Origin of the sequence: Bradyrhizobium sp. 191, from assembly GCF_023100985.1 — a bacterium.
Lineage (GTDB): Bacteria > Pseudomonadota > Alphaproteobacteria > Rhizobiales > Xanthobacteraceae > Bradyrhizobium > Bradyrhizobium diversitatis.
Map to the genome: position 1 here is coordinate 3,450,406 of NZ_CP064692.1, position 15,131 is coordinate 3,465,536.

The window sequence follows — 15,131 nt, forward strand, 5'->3', positions numbered from 1 at the left end:
CCGGGGTGTTCCCGAGAACCGCGCGTTCGGAACGGAATGCCGCCCCAAACGGGCTAAGCGGCCGCGCGCGAAACCCGCCGCAGCCGCGGGCCGATTGCGAATCCATGGATCGACCATATGATCATCGAAAACCTCAACGAGGCGAATCCTCCCGACATGACGGATTTCTTCATTAGCTACAACAAGGCCGACCGGACGTGGGCCGAGTGGATAGCATACGTTCTCGAGGACGCGGGGTTCAGCACGTCGATCCAGGCGTGGGATTTCCGTCCGGGAACCAACTTTGTGCTGGAAATGCAGGAAGCGGCCGCGGAAGCGGTCCGGACCCTATTGGTGCTTTCGCCGGACTACCTGACATCCCAGTTCGCGGCCTCGGAATGGGCCGCCGCTTTTGCTCGGGATCCACGTGGCGTCGAGGGCAAGGTCGTGCCGGTGATGGTTAGACCTTGCGAGCCCAAGGGGCTGCTTCGGCAGATCGTTCGCATCGAGTTGGTCGGCCTCGAGGAAGATGAGGCCCGCCGGTGGCTGCTGAAAGGCATCGAGCAGCGACGCGCCAAGCCCGAAGCTCAGCCGCCGTTTCCAGCACAGCCCGACGGAAAGGTGGCGACCGCTTTCCCCGGGCCGCGCTCCGCAACGGCGAATCGGCGTGACAATCCCTACCTGCCGCACATCGGACGCAGGCCTTCGGACGCAGAGCGTCGCCGATTCATCAGAAACTCGTATGCCGCGATCACCGACAAGTTCCGGAACGGCTTGGAGGCTCTGAAGGCTCGCTATGATTTCGTCGAGACCGACATCGAATTCCGCGGCGAAATGGACTTCGTCGCCGAGGTGTTTATGCACGGCAACAGCGAATGCGCGTGTCACATTTGGTTGGGCGGAGCGTTTTCGCGCGACGCTATTTCGTATTACGAGGGACGTTCTTTTCCGGAAACGCGGTCAACGAAATGCTCTCGGTGACCGATGATGCCTTATTCCTCTGCGCCACGATGGGCTCGGCGTTCGGCCACTATGACGACGTCGATCTGAAGCACTTGTCGCCGGAAGCTGCGGCTGACTACCTCTGGCGTCGATTTGTCGAACCGCTGGAACGAAGATCTCGTCGATAAAGTCGCATATTTGGTTTCGGATCATCGAGACTTTGGTCGAGCGAATATGACGCTACCGGCGCTGATAGATTACCAAGCTATCGGCCATCGAACGGAGCTGGCGTCTGCGTTTCGGATCGGCCGGTTCGTGGATGCTGAAGGTGAATAGAACGGCCGCCTCGGCGGTGATTCCCGCCAGATACGTCGTCTCGTAGTTCGGAACCTCCGAGTTCTTGCGTATTCCCTCTACCCAATCCGTACCTGCGATGCGTACGCGTTTGAGGGATACGAGTTCGGCTTCGCCGCTTTTGTTGCCAACCGCTGGAATAGGGCCACGAAGATGGTCCTCATAAGCATCGAGGGTGTCATGAGTACCCCGATGCTTCATCGTAAAGATGACGATGGAAGCGAACGGTGGATGCCCACTGTCGCAGATATAGTCCAGTTGCTCCCGCCGGCACGTCCAGCCTGGTGGCACGGCAAATGAGAAGATCGCCGTTGCGTACCTTCGTGGAGCCTCGGGGACCAAAAGATACGCCAGGCCTGCGCCGGCACCGCACAGCAATAGTCCGACTGAGACGAGGGAAAGGGCAAAGGCGGTCACAAAGCTTCTGCTCATCTTATCGGTCCAGGTAACCCTTGCCGGTCTTCGCGACGAGGTCAGCAGCTTCCGAATAGCGCCGCGCCAGCCCCTCCGCGTCCGCCTTCTTCCCATCGATCTGGTCGAGCATGGCCTTCGCTTTGGCTCTGACTTCGTCCGCCGCGCCTTTCTCTTCCCTTTCGAACAACACTTGCGATTTAAGTGCGACAGTGACGACGTGTTCCAGCTGCATCGAGAGACGCTCTTGCCGACTAAGCGCAATACTCCCCGCCTCTATGGACGCATTGACCGCATCCAGTGCAGCATCATCTTGCTTCGCCTGAAGAAACTCGACTGCCGATTTCTGCAATGCCCTGGCCGCCGTTTCCGGAATTTCGTGCTCCTCTTTCATCTTCTTCGCAATTTCGAGGGCGCGCGTCGCGAAATCCGACGCCACGCGGCCTGCGTTTTGTATATCGGTCCGAATCGCGCGTTCCAGCGTTGCGCGCCGGGCCTCCACGACCGCAAGCGCGTCGTCGGCCGCTCCCGTTCGCGCGAACCCCTCCTCTGCAATCTTCGTCGCCGCCGCCAGCATTTCGGCGGCTCGATCCGGCTCCTTCAGCCGATCATGCGCGTCCGCCCGTTCCGCGCGGCACGCGACCAGCGCCAGCGCCTGCGGCGGAGAAGGAGCTCGGTCGGCGAGTGAATCGAGCAGATCGCAACTGCTGGCCAAGAGATTGTTTCGCGCCTCGCCGGGCTGTAGCGACCGGATGGTTTGGATCGTCCTTTCTGTCGCGAACACGCTGCGCGAAAGCGCATCGAGCGCGTTGTTGCGGCTCAAGAATGCGAACACGGGAGCTGCGGTCACGGCGCCGATCACCGCGATCGCCGAACCGGCGGCCGAGCCGGAACTGCTGCCTTCGCTCCTCCTCCCGCCTGATGGCAGGCATGTCCTCGGACGTCAGCCCGAGAAGCGGCGCAACGATCTTGACGGTCTCGTCGGCCAGCCTTGATGCCTTCGCCGGATTGAGAAAGGCGAAGGGACCGTATCCCCTCATGTCTATGATTTCGATGTTGGGATAGCGAACGGCGAGATCGCCCGGCAGAGGTCCGGCGAACGCGCCGGCCGCCCGCACGAGAATGATGTTGCCCCGATTCGGGCCCGCCTCGAATGCTTCTATTTCCCGACGCATCCAATCGTTGGTCGCCTGCTCCCTGGGGGCGGCATCCGGCGTTGCCACGACGATCAGATAGCGAGAAGACATCAGCGCGGGCAGCGTGACGCGCTCGAAGAAGTCGTTGGTGGCCCGTTCGTAGATCGTGTCCAGATAAACCCGCAGTTTGCCCACGGGACTCTCCACCTCGCGGGGTGGACGATAGTCCTGCAAGAGGCGCCTGGTCCGTCGCGTGGCGAGTGCGCCGTCGGATCGTCGGTAGCATACGAATGCGTCGAAGGCGTTCATCGCAGCTCACACGTCCAGGGTGGCACTCGCAGTGTGGCCTTGAAGGATGGGACCGGACAAGCTTGGCGTGCAAGGGAATCCCCTAGCTTCCCAGACCGCTTGCGAGCATTAAGGTGGATGTTTTCGGGAGCGCGACCGGTTATGGCGTGCGGGAAATCCATTCCGAGCTTGTTAGCCGCGGCGTTGCTGTCGCTGATGGCCTGCATGGCGTGGGGTGCCGTCTTCGACCAGGGAGACGGTCCCGACAACAAATTCCTGAGCGCAGTCGAGCGGGTTCTCGACCTGGCCGGATTAGATGTCGTGTTGGGGGACGCCTCCGCCTTAAAGCCACCGGACAAACCGAGGCTCGCTTCGCTCGCGGGTTATGCTCCGAGAAGGGAGAACTGGAACAGTTTCACGAAGGAAGGCTGGGCGTTGGCCTTTGCGGACGGACGCGCAGGAGTGCTCTTCGCTTATCGTCCTAAGGAGGTGCCCAAGCGGCTGGCCAAGAAGAAGTCGGATTGCGATCGCACGAAGCCTCCGGGAGATGAGGAGGCATGCCGGTTCGTGAGAGATTGGTTGAACGCCGCGCCGGACGATCGCGTTTTCATCGCCTTCACCAAAGAGGATTTCGACGCGGCCGCCAAGGCGAAGGACGCCCTCGAAAAATCAGGGTATGTCGTGTTCATGTTCCTGAAAGGAAAGAACGAACGACCGTGGGCGAGCCCGGCCCTCGTCGGCGAGGTATTCGCACAAGCTACGCATCGGCTGGTGATCGATACTGAGGCCGCGCGCGGAAGCGCAGGGGTACGTTTCGAGAGTCTCTGCTGCGAGCCTCTGCTTCTCCCGCCCTATCCCGACACGAAATGGTCGCGGGCACTAGCCGGCAAGAAGTGATCCACCGGGTCCGCCCGCGACCTAGGGCCTGTTTGGATTCAGGATTCTCATTTGGGCTTGGCTGTGATTCAAGCTTGGGATGAACCGATTCGTTTTGACTGACGCCCAATGGGCGAAGATGGAACCACATTGTCTTGGCAAGCCGGCTGATCCCGGCCGGAGCGGCAAGAACAACCGGCTATTTGTCGAAGCAGTCTTGTGGATCGCCCGGACAGGCAGCCCATGGCGCGATCTGCCGCGCGCCTTCGGCAACTGGATAACCGTATACACGCGTTTCCGCGACTGGGCGAAGGCAGGTGTCTGGAAGCGTCTGTTCGATGCGGTCTCGGACGAGCCGGACATGGAATACGTCATGGTCGATGCCACCATCGTCAAAGTCCACCGCCACGGACAGGGCGCAAAAGGGGGACGCAAAACCAAGCCATCGGCCGCTCGAAAGGCGGTATGACCACCAAAATCCTGGCACTTACCGACGCGCTCGGTAATCTCGTGCGTTTCGTGCTGCTGCCCGGCCAGCGCTTCGACACGGTCGGCGTCTCGCCGCTTATCGAAGGGCTGGCCTTCGATGCGCTGATCGCAGACAAGGCGTTCGACAGCAATGCCATCATCGCCGACCTCGACAAGCGCGGCGCCAAGGTGGTCATTTCCCAGCACCCACGTCGCGCCAAGCCTCTCGCCATCGACAAGGAAATGTACAAATGGCGGCATCTGATCGAAAATTTCTTCTGCAAGCTCAAGGAATTCAAGCGGATCGCCATGCGCGCCGACAAAACCGATTTGAGCTTCGAAGCAATGATCAATCTGACCGCCGCCGTGACAAACTCAAGATGAATCCAAACAGACCCTAGATTGGAGCCTTCTACTTCACCGTTTTTTGGAAGGCGCTCGGAACAAGAGTGACGTCTACTCGGATATCTTTAAGGAGATGAAGGAGGCCGGCCTCGTTCAGGAAGCCATGGTCTTCGCGTTAGACCAAAAGGCCCTCAAGATTGCGCTATACGGCGACACTCTCTTGAGGATGGATGACGGTATCAGTTCGGTGCATTGAGCAGGACTGCCGGACTTGCCCTTCCATGGTTTTAGTTAAGCTGGCTCTTCGTACCGAAGATTGGGCGATTAAGACCATTTGCGGTCATTCGCAAAAGTGATCACCGCAACCGTTCGCTTAACGAGAGGCGTTCGCAGTGCGCCATCGTCGGCCTGCGTCCCGCCGAGGTCGCTGGAGACGCCGAGGCTGGAGCAGCAAGCGAAGTTTCGGAAAGCACGATGGCCGGAGACGGCTCGGACGCCATTTTCTGCGCTTGCTGCACTTCCGAGTCAGTAGGCTTGCTCTCCATCAGGTCGAGCGCCGATCGCCCCGCGTCGGTGATCGCCGCCGATCCGCCCCAGAGATTGGCGGTCCTTGTGGTGGGTCCTTATAGGAACTCCGCCATGTATCGCGACCGATGCGACGAATGGGTATTACGGGCTTTTGGCACCGCTTGGATGTTCGATCGGGTAATGCTTGCGGTCCCGGAGGAGGCTTACGCCTCGATTTATGCGAACCGCGTCGAGCAGCTTTGTCGATCGATCGGAAAGATCCGACGGAGTGCCAGGCTGCCGAGCGTGGAGGTCCGTCATGTATATGTTGACCCACTCGATCCTAAGGACTCCGCCGCATTGGCTCGCCTTGCACCTTGATGGCGGCGACCAGGTTGACAGGGGTCTGCCGGGCCGTCGTATCCAGCAATCGCAGGCTGCCGTGACGAGCCAAACCTCCTCATTTGATATGGCGCGACCTCGTTTTCGTGCGAATTTATGTACACGGTGGCCGCCTGCTTTCCTCACTCTCCATACAAGTCATTGATATTTTCAAACATTCTTAAGATTGGAAACGGGCGATCAAGCTTTTGAAATACCACTTTGTCTTCGGGGCGGAATGGACTTCGGCACTACCCGCGATCATCATTCTCGTCTATCAGGTAATGCGCATCATCCTGACCGTGCGGATCAGTCCGCTGATCGAAGCAGAACGGGGCACTGGATGGACTCCCGCACGCTCATCCTATCAAAGGTACATATGGTTTCACGTTGGCTCGCAAATTCTCGGCGGAATCGCGATCACATCGTTCGCATGGGAGGTCTGGCAACTCCTTCAGCAAGAGCCCTTGATGATCTTGCGGGCACGGCCGGCTGCTGCTGGTTAGCGCCTGGTTCGGGGATAGCGTTTGAAGACGATGCTGATGCTGCAATCGACCTTACTGCGCTGCTATTGGCTCGTACTGAAACTGAAGCTTCGCAGGACGATTCAATTCGCTCGCCAACATCCTTTGGCACTGGGAAGCTGGATCGTGTCGACTGCTTGCCTTGTGGTGGGCTTGTCGTTCGTTTTAAGCACCGGACCGGACATCCAGAACTACATCTATGCTCTCATCCGCAGCGATTCGCCATCGATATACGGCTCGGCCTATCAGGACACCCTGGCAAGGTTTCCGAGCCTTCGACAATGACTGTTGTCGGCCTTTCAGTGGCCGTTTCTGGCGATGGCATCGGTCATAGTCGGTCTTTCCTTCGGTCGAACCGGCGCGAGAAATGTCTTCGTGGCCGCAGTCGTTGCTTCCTACTTCTCGCTGGTGGCCTGCGACCTGGCGATTGGAATGCTCGAAGGCGTTATTTCGGCACCTTATGTTTTGGAGAACCTGATTGCGGATGCGGCGGGAGCGATCGTCGTTGCGTTCGTTCTGGTCGCCATCATGATGGCGGGGCGCGGCTGCTATACTCATGTGCGCGGACCGAAGATCGCGCGTGGTGTGGCCGCCGCGTTCGTCGTTCTCGTTCTCGGGATCAGCATTGGCTCGACGGTGTTCCATATGGCCGAATTCCTTTATCGACCCATTCCGGTGCGGTTGGATGCGATACTCGACGCTCCCGTCAACGGAGTGATCGGAACCAAGGGCGTAGCCGCCGATGGACACAGGAAGCGACGCCGCGCGCAGGACGACGAGGACCGTGCTCCTTTTCAGATCTTTCCCTCCCAGATCGAGAACGGCTCGCTTCGTTGGAACAGCCCGGGGGACGACAACAAATTCGCTGTGCAATGGAGCAAAATTGCAAAATCGGGCAGGTTCGATGCCACGATCGAGTTCTACGCGGATTGCTTCGGCGACGGGATGAACACTGCGAGCTCGGTCGAGCGTCATCGCATCGGTATCGAAGACCTGACCGAACTGTCCGTCTCGCTAGATGCTGGTCCTGCCGAGTTCGGTACCCTCGATCGGGCGAAGACCAGCGGCACGATGACCACGAAGTTCGGTTCGTTCGCGATGTATTCGCTTGATCTGGATTCCGGCTCGCAGAGAAGCAAGACGACGCAATTCGTCGACAAGGACGCCTCGATAGCCGTCAAAAGCGAGGGACGCAGCCTCGGTTTCTATCTGAATTCCGTGCTGGCTTCCACGTCCAACCCCGGCATTACGGCTTCCGGTCGCACGGCAACCATCAAGGCGGATAGCAAGACCTATTCGATTCAAGCCGCCAAGCCTCGAGGCACCTCGAAGACGATTGGCCAACTCGCATGCAGGTCGGTCGATGCCGTGGGGGCCGTGAAGCGTGATCGCGTCATTATCGGCGGGGCGGACGCCTACCTGGGTTTGGTCGTTCGGCTCAACAAGCGACAAGAGCCGGCTTCTGTTTACGGCGTCGAGGAGAGCGCTCTCAAGATTCTGGGCGGAAACGGTTGGGTGTCCTTCCTGCGGCCAGCCGGGCGCAAATCGAGCGACGATCCCTCGGGCAACGCCGACTTCGTCGCCTTCGGAGGAAACATCGCGAGCCTGGACATCGATAAGACATCCACCACGGCGCGTCCCCTCGACGAATATCACGCGTTGGGCGACTTTGTCGGAAGCTTCGACGATACCGCCAAGGTCCGATTTTCGGGGATCGCGAAGGCGCTGTGGAAGAATGGTGGTCGCGAAAACCCGACGAAGTGGGAAAAACTGGGCTGGGAACAGCGCACTGCCATTCTCACGGCGATTTTTAGCGCGCTCGTGGCACTCGTCGGATATGTGGCGAAGCGGATCGGCAACAACGTCGAAATCGATTGGAGACCCCGATTGAGGTGATCGGGATGACCGACCACCTCGAACATAGCCCCGCCAGGTGGATCATCGCCACGCGTCACGGCACGGCGAAATCGGGCCAAGCGCCGCCCGGCCTGATCAGGATATTCAGCCAAGCATTCGACCGAAGCGCAGAACTCATCCTCCGCTTCATCGGCTGCATCGATCGGCATTCAGGCTGTCGGTGGTTCCGATGCAGATGACAGGAAGCACAATCCTACTTCCTACGTCGTAGGCATAGCGAACTGCGCCCCACCTTTTATTCCGGACGGCCAGCGCGAGGTCACCGTCTTGGTCTTGGTGTAGAAACGACCGTGACGGGTTCGCCGTCGGCGTAGCTTCGTTCTGCCTCGGTCGTGACCGGCCACAGCCGTCTGCCCGAGGGAGGGACGACCGACACGAAGAATGGCCGATCGAACTCGCCTTCGGACCATATGCCTCGGTAGGAATTCTTCATCGCGCATCCTTGTTTCCGGGAGCGAAACTACATCGCGCGGCTGCAAGCGTGAAATTGGACGTGAAGCCCCGCTCCACGCGTCCGCCGACGTTCACTTCACGACATAGCGGGGCAGCTTCGAGATCTCCCGATGGGCGGTGGAGATCCAGGCGTCGCCGTAGTCGGAGGCGGTCCGCTCCCCCACGTGGCCCTGGACGATGTTCTGGACGTCCACGTGCATGTCGACCGCGCGCGCCAGCGACGAGAAGCGGTGGCGCCAGCCGTGATTCGGCTGCACGTCCGTGTCCGTCACCCCGACCGTGTTGCGTACCCACTCCGCCAGGCGTTCGCCGACCTTGCGGAAGTGCTTCCCGTCGCCGCCGCGCGACCGCTTGGGTTCGTAGAACAACGGGCGGTTCTTCCGGCTCTTGACGTAGTCGAGCAGTCCCTGGTCGAGGAGGTGCTCGTGCAGCGGACCTTCCTGTAGTCCCCCGTCTTGGTCGCGGAGGCGTCGAGGCGGATGTAGTCGAAGCCCTCCTCGATTCCGAAATCGAGCGGCGTGAGCTGGGTGATCTCGTTCACCCGCGCGCCGGTATAGGCGCAGATCCACGGCACCCAGCGCCTCGCGGCCGCCATCTCCGCCGACAGCGCCTTCGGCTGCGGCTCGAGCGACGCGGTCAGGATCCGCCGCGCCTCGTCGGCGGTGAATCCCTTCTCGCGCTGCTTCTTTTTCTTCTTCACCTTGACGACGATCCCCTTGGCGACGTTGGTCGTCAAATCCTCGCGGTTCACCGCGAAGTTCAGCGTCGCCCGGAGCGCGGCGAGATATACGTTGCGGATGGTCTTGCGGTCGCGCGTCCTCGGCTCTGCCGGCGTGTCGTCGGCGCCGACGGCAGGCCCGCCCTTCTTACGCTTCGACTTGCGCCGGGGCAGGATCTCGCTCTGCAGCTTCTCCTTCCAGGCCAGCACCTCCTTGCGCGTCAGTCGCGCCAGATCGTCGTGCCCGACGAAGGCGATCAGGTCGCGGATCTTCGACCGCCAGGCCGATCTCGTCTTGGGCGCGAGCCCCGCATCCTCCGCGTAGGCGTCGAAGGTCGCCAGCGCCGGCACCTTTCCGCCGTTCGGCTTGAGAACTTCGGCCGACGCGAACTTCTCCCGCTCCGGATCGGGCCCGTACACGCCGTTCGCCTTGCGAAGCAGCGCCGTTTCCGCGTCCTCCTTGGCCTTGACGAATGCCCGGATGAAGGTCTCGTAGGTGTCGCCGACCAGATACAGGGCGTGCCTGTCGAGGAAGGCCGCGACCTCGGCCCCGAACCTCAGCCGCAGGTGCTGACCGATCGGGATCAGATTCCAGTCGCGGCGCTGCCGGGCCTGCAGCTGTCGCAGCGATTTCGCGCGCTCCAGCGGAGGACCGGGATTGGCGCGCTGCGCCGCCACCGCCTCGTCGAACACGAGGCTCGCCAGCGCCGAGATCTGTTCGTAGGTCAGCTGGTCCGGCGGCCGCCCGACGATGTTGCGACGCCAGGCGCGCTCCAGCCGGAGGTTCTCCTCCTGACAGCGCACGGTGGTGCCGAGCGAGATCTTGATTTCGGCGCGGTCACCGAAGAAGGCACGGTATTTTTTCGGAATGCGCCGGCGAAACCAGAAATTCCGGCTCCGTGGGTTCTTCCAGGGTTCGAGCATTTTTTACCCATGTGGAGTCCACTTTTGTGTACCACCGGGTTTTTGCTAAGGCCTTATTCTATCGATAGAACTTGAATCATATGGGCTTTCGCGGAGGGCTGGCGGAGAGAGTGGGATTCGAACCCACGGTACGGGTTCAAAGGCTTAGTGTCGGTATCTTCGAAAGTTCGCGAAAGAGCGCCTCCACCGGAAACTCCCCATACGAATCGGCCACCGATCGGCTGCCATGACCGGTGATCGCATCCAGAATGTCGTGAGCCAATCCGTGCCTGCGCCCCAGAGTCTTGATACGGTGCCGCCAAGAATGGCTGGGCGATAGCCGCAGATCGGCCAATCCCAATTGGCGAACGAATAGCCCGATAACTTTCGTGCCATTGCCACCACGCTTTCCGAACTTGTCCGGCGCCAGGTCAGCGAATAGCGGGCCAGGCTTCGTCCGCGTCGCAAATTTCACGAAGCCAGCCTCAAGCAAGGCCGGGTGCACCGGAATGACGCGTTCCGAGCCACTCGTTTTCAGCGAGCCCGCTTCAGGATCGAGCTTCATGCACCAGACGTCATCGATCTTTAGGACGTCTTCGGACCGCAATTGGCAAATCTCTGAGACGCGTGCCCCCGAATAAGCGCCGAGCCACGGCACCCACCGCCTGACAGGATCCTTCTCTGCCGAGGTTGCGCGCAGGATCGTCTTGGCCTCTTCGTCCGTGAAGCTCCGCTTCTTCTCGCTCTGCTTGCTCTTGGCGGCGAGCGAGACTCCTTCAGCAGGATTGGAGGTAAGGTGTTTATTATGGACGCCCCACTGCAGGATAGCCCGCAAAGGAGCTAGTTTGGCGTCCTGAATGGTCTTGGCCCGAAGTCCGGCCGCTACCATGGAGCCCTTCCAGGACACCAAGTCCTCGCCGGTTAGCCGTCGTGCATCGCTGTGACCGAGGAACTCTCCAACCTGACGAACGACACGGGACCACTCGTAAAGCGTTTTAGCCGCGGGGCGTCGCTCGGCCGCCCATCCCTTTACAAGATCCGCTAATGGCAGAGGCGGCAACAATGTCGGCGGCAATATCGTCACTGCTGTAACCGCAGGCGAGAACATAGTCGGAATAGCTTCGCCGTTTGCCAGCCGTTCGAGCATGAGGCTGGCGCGTTGCACGGCTGCTGCAATTGCCTTGGCTAGCGTCCGGCGGTTCCTTTCATCTGACTTGAACCCACAGGCCTTGAGGCGTTCATCGGCGCCGTCCAAGCACCAAGTTTCCATCCTTAGGCGTTCGAAATAGTCTGGATCGAGGTTGGACAAAAATGTGCTGTCATAGATTTGGCCCGCCTTCGGCTTGGGTGCCGGGGCAAATAGCCGACCTCCGAGTTCAACATTCCAGACTGTCTGCAGCGAAGGATTATGTCTGTGTTGCTCAAACCACCGCTCGTAAGCAAAGGCAGCCAGTTCGTGGGCTTCCCGTTCGGTTAGAACCTTGGGGCCAGCGCGCAGGTTGGCCCATCGCTCCTCGATTTCGGCCAGCGCTTCGGCGTGCTTCCGCTTGGCTTCAATGGGATCTCGCGTGCCGAGACTGCGCTTCTCTTCGCGCTTGCCAACGAGCGCACGCAGGTCTTCCGGGACACCTTTACGGAGCCAGTAGACACCACTGTTGGGATGCTTCCAGGGACGAGACATTGCCAAGGGCATTTGTACCAGCCTTTTGTACCAGGCGGGTAGCGTTAAGCCTCTGATCTTGCTTATTTCTTTCTAAACCAATGGTTTAGAAGGAGAATGGTGCCCAGGAAAGGACTCTTACCTCCAAGTCATCGACCGGACACCACTCCGGTCGAATCGCGCCAGTCACGGCGGTCCGCGCCATGCCTGGCGCACCAAAAAAACGCCCAGCCTCCTCGGGAGGCCGGGCGAAAGTCACGCAGGAACAACGCTGCTTTACGCATCGCACCAGCTTTCGCCGGTAGGGAGGACTACCGGCGATCGATTTACGGCGAGGGCATTCGCCGTCAAACAACGAGAAGCGGATATCACTCCGCGCGAAATCTGGAGCCGCTTGCCTTCCGCTCCTGTCGGAAACTTCACGACTTGCCCACCACTCGCCCGCTGTCCGACTGGCAAGGCAGTGCCGTGATCGAGCTGGGATCCTTCGCGCAAGCGGTTTGGCTGCCGTGCCCTGAAACACAAGCGGCAGTTTGCCGTCGCGCAGCAGCATTTGGCACCCCCAAACACCAACAACGCTCGATTATCTTCCGGAAGAGCGTGCCAAGGCGCGAATTTCGTATGACATTCCGCAAGGGCGGTAAAATAGATTGTTGTGATGGGACGCATCCACGCGATGGATAAATGAAAAATAGCGCTGTGCTTCGCGTCGAGCGTTGACTTCGGAATATGTGACCTGATCGGGCATCGCCGGCATGCTGTCCGCCGTCGGATCGAAAACCGAGCTTGTCGCCGGCTGTATGCGACCGCCTCCGCCGGCGCCGGCCGGCATTCCCAGGCGCTGGAAACTTTGGGAGCTCGCAAGGACATCGTAAGCCCCCAAAGCGCGTGCATCTTATTCACAAACGCGTTGGCGAAACGCTCCGCACCCATCATGGCTCAGCCCGCAACTCGCGTGCGGCGGCCACCATATTGACGAGCGCGGGACGCACCTCCTCCCACCTTCGCGTTTTCAGTCCGCAGTCGGGATTGATCCAGAGCTGCCGATCGGAAACTCGCTGCCGCGCCAACACAATCAGCTGCTTGATTTCCGCCGCTGCGGGAATGCGCGGTGAATGAATGTCATAGACGCCGGGCCCGATCTCATTAGGGTATTTGTAGCTCTTGAAAGCCTCGAGCAATTCCATCTTAGAACGCGACGTCTCGATTGAAATGACGTCGGCATCCATTGCTGCGATCGCATCGATGATTTCGTTGAACTCGGAATAACACATGTGAGTATGGATCTGAGTTCCGTCGGCGACAGCGGAGGAGCAAACGCGGAAGCTGTCCACTGCCCAATCGAGATAGTTCTTCCACTGCGATTTGCGTAGCGGCAATCCCTCCCGCAACGCAGCCTCGTCGATCTGGATCATGGTCGCTCCAGCCGCCTCAAGGTCGATGACCTCATCTCGGATCGCGAGAGCGATCTGTCGGCATGTCTCGCGCCGCGAGATGTCGTCACGGACAAACGACCAGTTCAGGATCGTCACCGGTCCGGTCAGCATAGCCTTGACGGGTTTTTTGGTCAGAGACTGCGCATAGCGCCACCATTCAACGGTCATGGACTTCGGCCGGGAGACATCTCCGAACAGGATAGGCGGACGAACGTACCGCGAGCCATAAGACTGAACCCAGCCGTGCTTGGTGAAAGCGAAGCCCAACAGCTGCTCGGCAAAGTATTGAACCATGTCATTGCGCTCGAACTCACCGTGTACGAGCACGTCCAGGCCGATATCTTCCTGCCACTGCACGGTACGGGCTGTCTCCGCTTTCAGAAGCTCCTCGTACTGCGTGTCATTCAGCGTTCCCCGCGCATGAGCCGCACGCGCATTCCGGACGTGGGCCGTTTGCGGGAAGGATCCGATGGTTGTCGTTGGAAACATCGGCAATGCGAACGCGACGCGCTGGACGTCGGCACGCTGGGTGAACGCACTGCGACGGCGACGCATGCTATCGTCGATCGCGGCGATTCGTCCGGCGACATTCGCATTGTGGATCTCGGGCGATGTTTCGCGGGTGACGGCTGCCTCCTCCGAAAGCGCAAGTTCATCGGCCACCTCGGCAGCATGGCCGGCCAGCGCTTTGCCCAATATCGAAAGTTCCTTGATCTTCTGAACTGAGAACGCCAGCCACGTCTTCAGATTGGGATCGAGATCGGTCTCTAGCTCAATGTCGATCGGAACATGAAGCAGCGAGCAGGAAGGAGCAATCTGAACACGGTCCCTGCCCAATTTTTGGACCATAGGAGCAAGCTGGTCGAGCAGCGCCGGAAGATTGGAGCGCCACACGTTGCGACCATCAACGACGCCTAGCGAGACCACGAGATCTCTACGGGTTGTGGCGACAATTGCGTCCAACTGGTCAGGTGCCCGAACCAGATCGACATGAAGCCCGGCAACGGGCAAGGCTAAGGTTGTTTCAAGATTGTCGCCGATAGCCCCGAAATATGTGGCCAGCATGATTTTAAGGGCCGGCACAACCTTTGCGAAATGAGCATAGGCCCGGCGGACAGCCGCCCGCGATGCTTCGTCGACGTCCATCACTAGGCATGGCTCGTCGAGCTGAACCCATTCAGCACCGCGCGAGGCTAGTTCGCGGAGAACATCGACATAGACTGGGAGGAGCCTATCAAGCAGCGACAGCGGATTGAATGCGGGATTTGCGCTTTTGCCGAGCTTCAGGAAAGTGACTGGGCCAACTAGGACGGGGCGCGTTTGGTAGCCGAGGCTTTTTGCCTCCTCATATTCCTCGATCGGCTTTCGAGAGGAATACTTAAAGATCTGATCCTGCTGAAATTCCGGCACCATGTAGTGGTAGTTGGTATCGAACCACTTCGTCATTTCCTGTGCGGCTACGCCAGGCCCATGCTGAGCGTGATCACCGTCCTGAGCGCCACGCGCCATGGTGAAGTAGGTCTTGAGCGACACAGGACTTTCGGTCCAGCTGTAGACGTCGGGAATGGCGCCGACCATTACGCTGGTATCGAGCACATGGTCGTAAAACGAGAAGTCATTCGAAGGAATGACGGTCGCACCGCAGGATTTCTGCCGTGCCCAATTAGCGGCACGAAGTCCACTCCCCGCCTCGAGGAGCTCGGCTTCGCTGGAGTTTCCCGCCCAGTAGCTCTCGAGCGCGAATTTGAGTTCGCGTCGTGGGCCGATGCGTGACGTCCCCAGTGTGGCAACGGGAAGCGAAAGAATAGACATAGCTCAGACCCCATAATTGGG

General features: G+C 59.8%; 11 protein-coding genes and 1 pseudogene. 5 read left to right on the top strand and 7 right to left on the bottom strand.

The genetic code is table 11. From position 1 onward, the window contains the following. Window positions 1–117 precede the first annotated feature (117 nt). On the top strand, window positions 118–960 hold the full coding sequence (locus IVB23_RS15985) for a toll/interleukin-1 receptor domain-containing protein (RefSeq protein WP_247804194.1): 843 nt from the start codon (window positions 118–120) through the stop codon (window positions 958–960). A gap of 201 nt (window positions 961–1,161) precedes the next feature. Here IVB23_RS15985 and IVB23_RS15990 read toward each other — a convergent pair whose 3' ends face one another. The 3 genes from IVB23_RS15990 to IVB23_RS16000 are packed head-to-tail and all read right to left on the bottom strand — an operon-like array spanning window position 1,162 to window position 3,017. Beyond that, a complete protein-coding gene (locus tag IVB23_RS15990) occupies window positions 1,162–1,707 on the bottom strand; it encodes a hypothetical protein (protein WP_247380304.1) in 546 nt (181 codons plus the stop codon). Between the two features lies 1 nt (window position 1,708). Continuing rightward, window positions 1,709–2,401 (bottom strand): hypothetical protein, encoded by a 693-nt coding sequence (locus IVB23_RS15995; RefSeq protein ID WP_247804196.1) that lies wholly within the window; start codon window positions 2,399–2,401, stop codon window positions 1,709–1,711. Further along, entirely contained in the window at window positions 2,295–3,017 is a 723-nt protein-coding gene (locus IVB23_RS16000) for a hypothetical protein (protein WP_247804197.1), read from the bottom strand. The genes IVB23_RS15995 and IVB23_RS16000 overlap by 107 nt, the downstream gene beginning before the upstream one ends. 255 nt (window positions 3,018–3,272) lie before the next feature. On the opposite strand from IVB23_RS16000, the gene IVB23_RS16005 reads away from it, so the two are divergent. The 4 genes and pseudogenes from IVB23_RS16005 to IVB23_RS16020 all read left to right on the top strand — a co-directional run bounded on the left by IVB23_RS16005 (window position 3,273) and on the right by IVB23_RS16020 (window position 8,107). Beyond that, window positions 3,273–4,007 (top strand): hypothetical protein, encoded by a 735-nt coding sequence (locus IVB23_RS16005; protein WP_247804199.1) that lies wholly within the window; start codon window positions 3,273–3,275, stop codon window positions 4,005–4,007. 118 nt (window positions 4,008–4,125) lie between these two features. Further along, window positions 4,126–4,838: pseudogene (locus IVB23_RS16010) on the top strand (IS5 family transposase). 1,376 nt (window positions 4,839–6,214) lie between these two features. Continuing rightward, complete coding sequence (locus tag IVB23_RS16015; RefSeq protein ID WP_247804201.1) at window positions 6,215–6,496, top strand: hypothetical protein; 282 nt, start codon at window positions 6,215–6,217, stop codon at window positions 6,494–6,496. A gap of 3 nt (window positions 6,497–6,499) precedes the next feature. Then, window positions 6,500–8,107: a hypothetical protein gene (locus tag IVB23_RS16020; protein ID WP_247804203.1), complete on the top strand. Its 1,608-nt coding sequence runs from the start codon at window positions 6,500–6,502 to the stop codon at window positions 8,105–8,107. Window positions 8,108–8,652: 545 nt separating this feature from the next. On the opposite strand, the gene IVB23_RS16025 is transcribed toward IVB23_RS16020, so the two are convergent. The 4 genes from IVB23_RS16025 to metE form a co-directional block, all read right to left on the bottom strand. Further along, window positions 8,653–8,838 (bottom strand): hypothetical protein, encoded by a 186-nt coding sequence (locus IVB23_RS16025; RefSeq protein ID WP_247380287.1) that lies wholly within the window; start codon window positions 8,836–8,838, stop codon window positions 8,653–8,655. Between the two features lie 11 nt (window positions 8,839–8,849). Continuing rightward, window positions 8,850–10,223 carry a DUF6538 domain-containing protein gene (locus tag IVB23_RS16030; RefSeq protein WP_247804205.1) on the bottom strand — a complete coding sequence of 458 codons (1,374 nt, stop codon included), beginning with the start codon at window positions 10,221–10,223 and terminating at the stop codon, window positions 8,850–8,852. Between the two features lie 136 nt (window positions 10,224–10,359). Continuing rightward, complete coding sequence (locus IVB23_RS16035; RefSeq protein WP_247804206.1) at window positions 10,360–11,895, bottom strand: DUF6538 domain-containing protein; 1,536 nt, start codon at window positions 11,893–11,895, stop codon at window positions 10,360–10,362. Between the two features lie 899 nt (window positions 11,896–12,794). Beyond that, a complete protein-coding gene (metE, locus tag IVB23_RS16040; RefSeq protein WP_247804207.1) occupies window positions 12,795–15,110 on the bottom strand; it encodes a 5-methyltetrahydropteroyltriglutamate--homocysteine S-methyltransferase in 2,316 nt (771 codons plus the stop codon). Window positions 15,111–15,131 lie beyond the last annotated feature (21 nt).

Coding starts and splice junctions, on each gene's coding strand:
- IVB23_RS16005 (WP_247804199.1), top strand. CDS start 3,273: ATGGCGTGCGGGAAATCCATTCCGAGCTTGTTAGCCGCGGCGTTGCTG.
- IVB23_RS15985 (WP_247804194.1), top strand. CDS start 118: ATGATCATCGAAAACCTCAACGAGGCGAATCCTCCCGACATGACGGAT.
- IVB23_RS15990 (WP_247380304.1), bottom strand. CDS start 1,707: ATGAGCAGAAGCTTTGTGACCGCCTTTGCCCTTTCCCTCGTCTCAGTC.
- metE (WP_247804207.1), bottom strand. CDS start 15,110: ATGTCTATTCTTTCGCTTCCCGTTGCCACACTGGGGACGTCACGCATC.
- IVB23_RS16035 (WP_247804206.1), bottom strand. CDS start 11,895: ATGCCCTTGGCAATGTCTCGTCCCTGGAAGCATCCCAACAGTGGTGTC.
- IVB23_RS16030 (WP_247804205.1), bottom strand. CDS start 10,223: ATGCTCGAACCCTGGAAGAACCCACGGAGCCGGAATTTCTGGTTTCGC.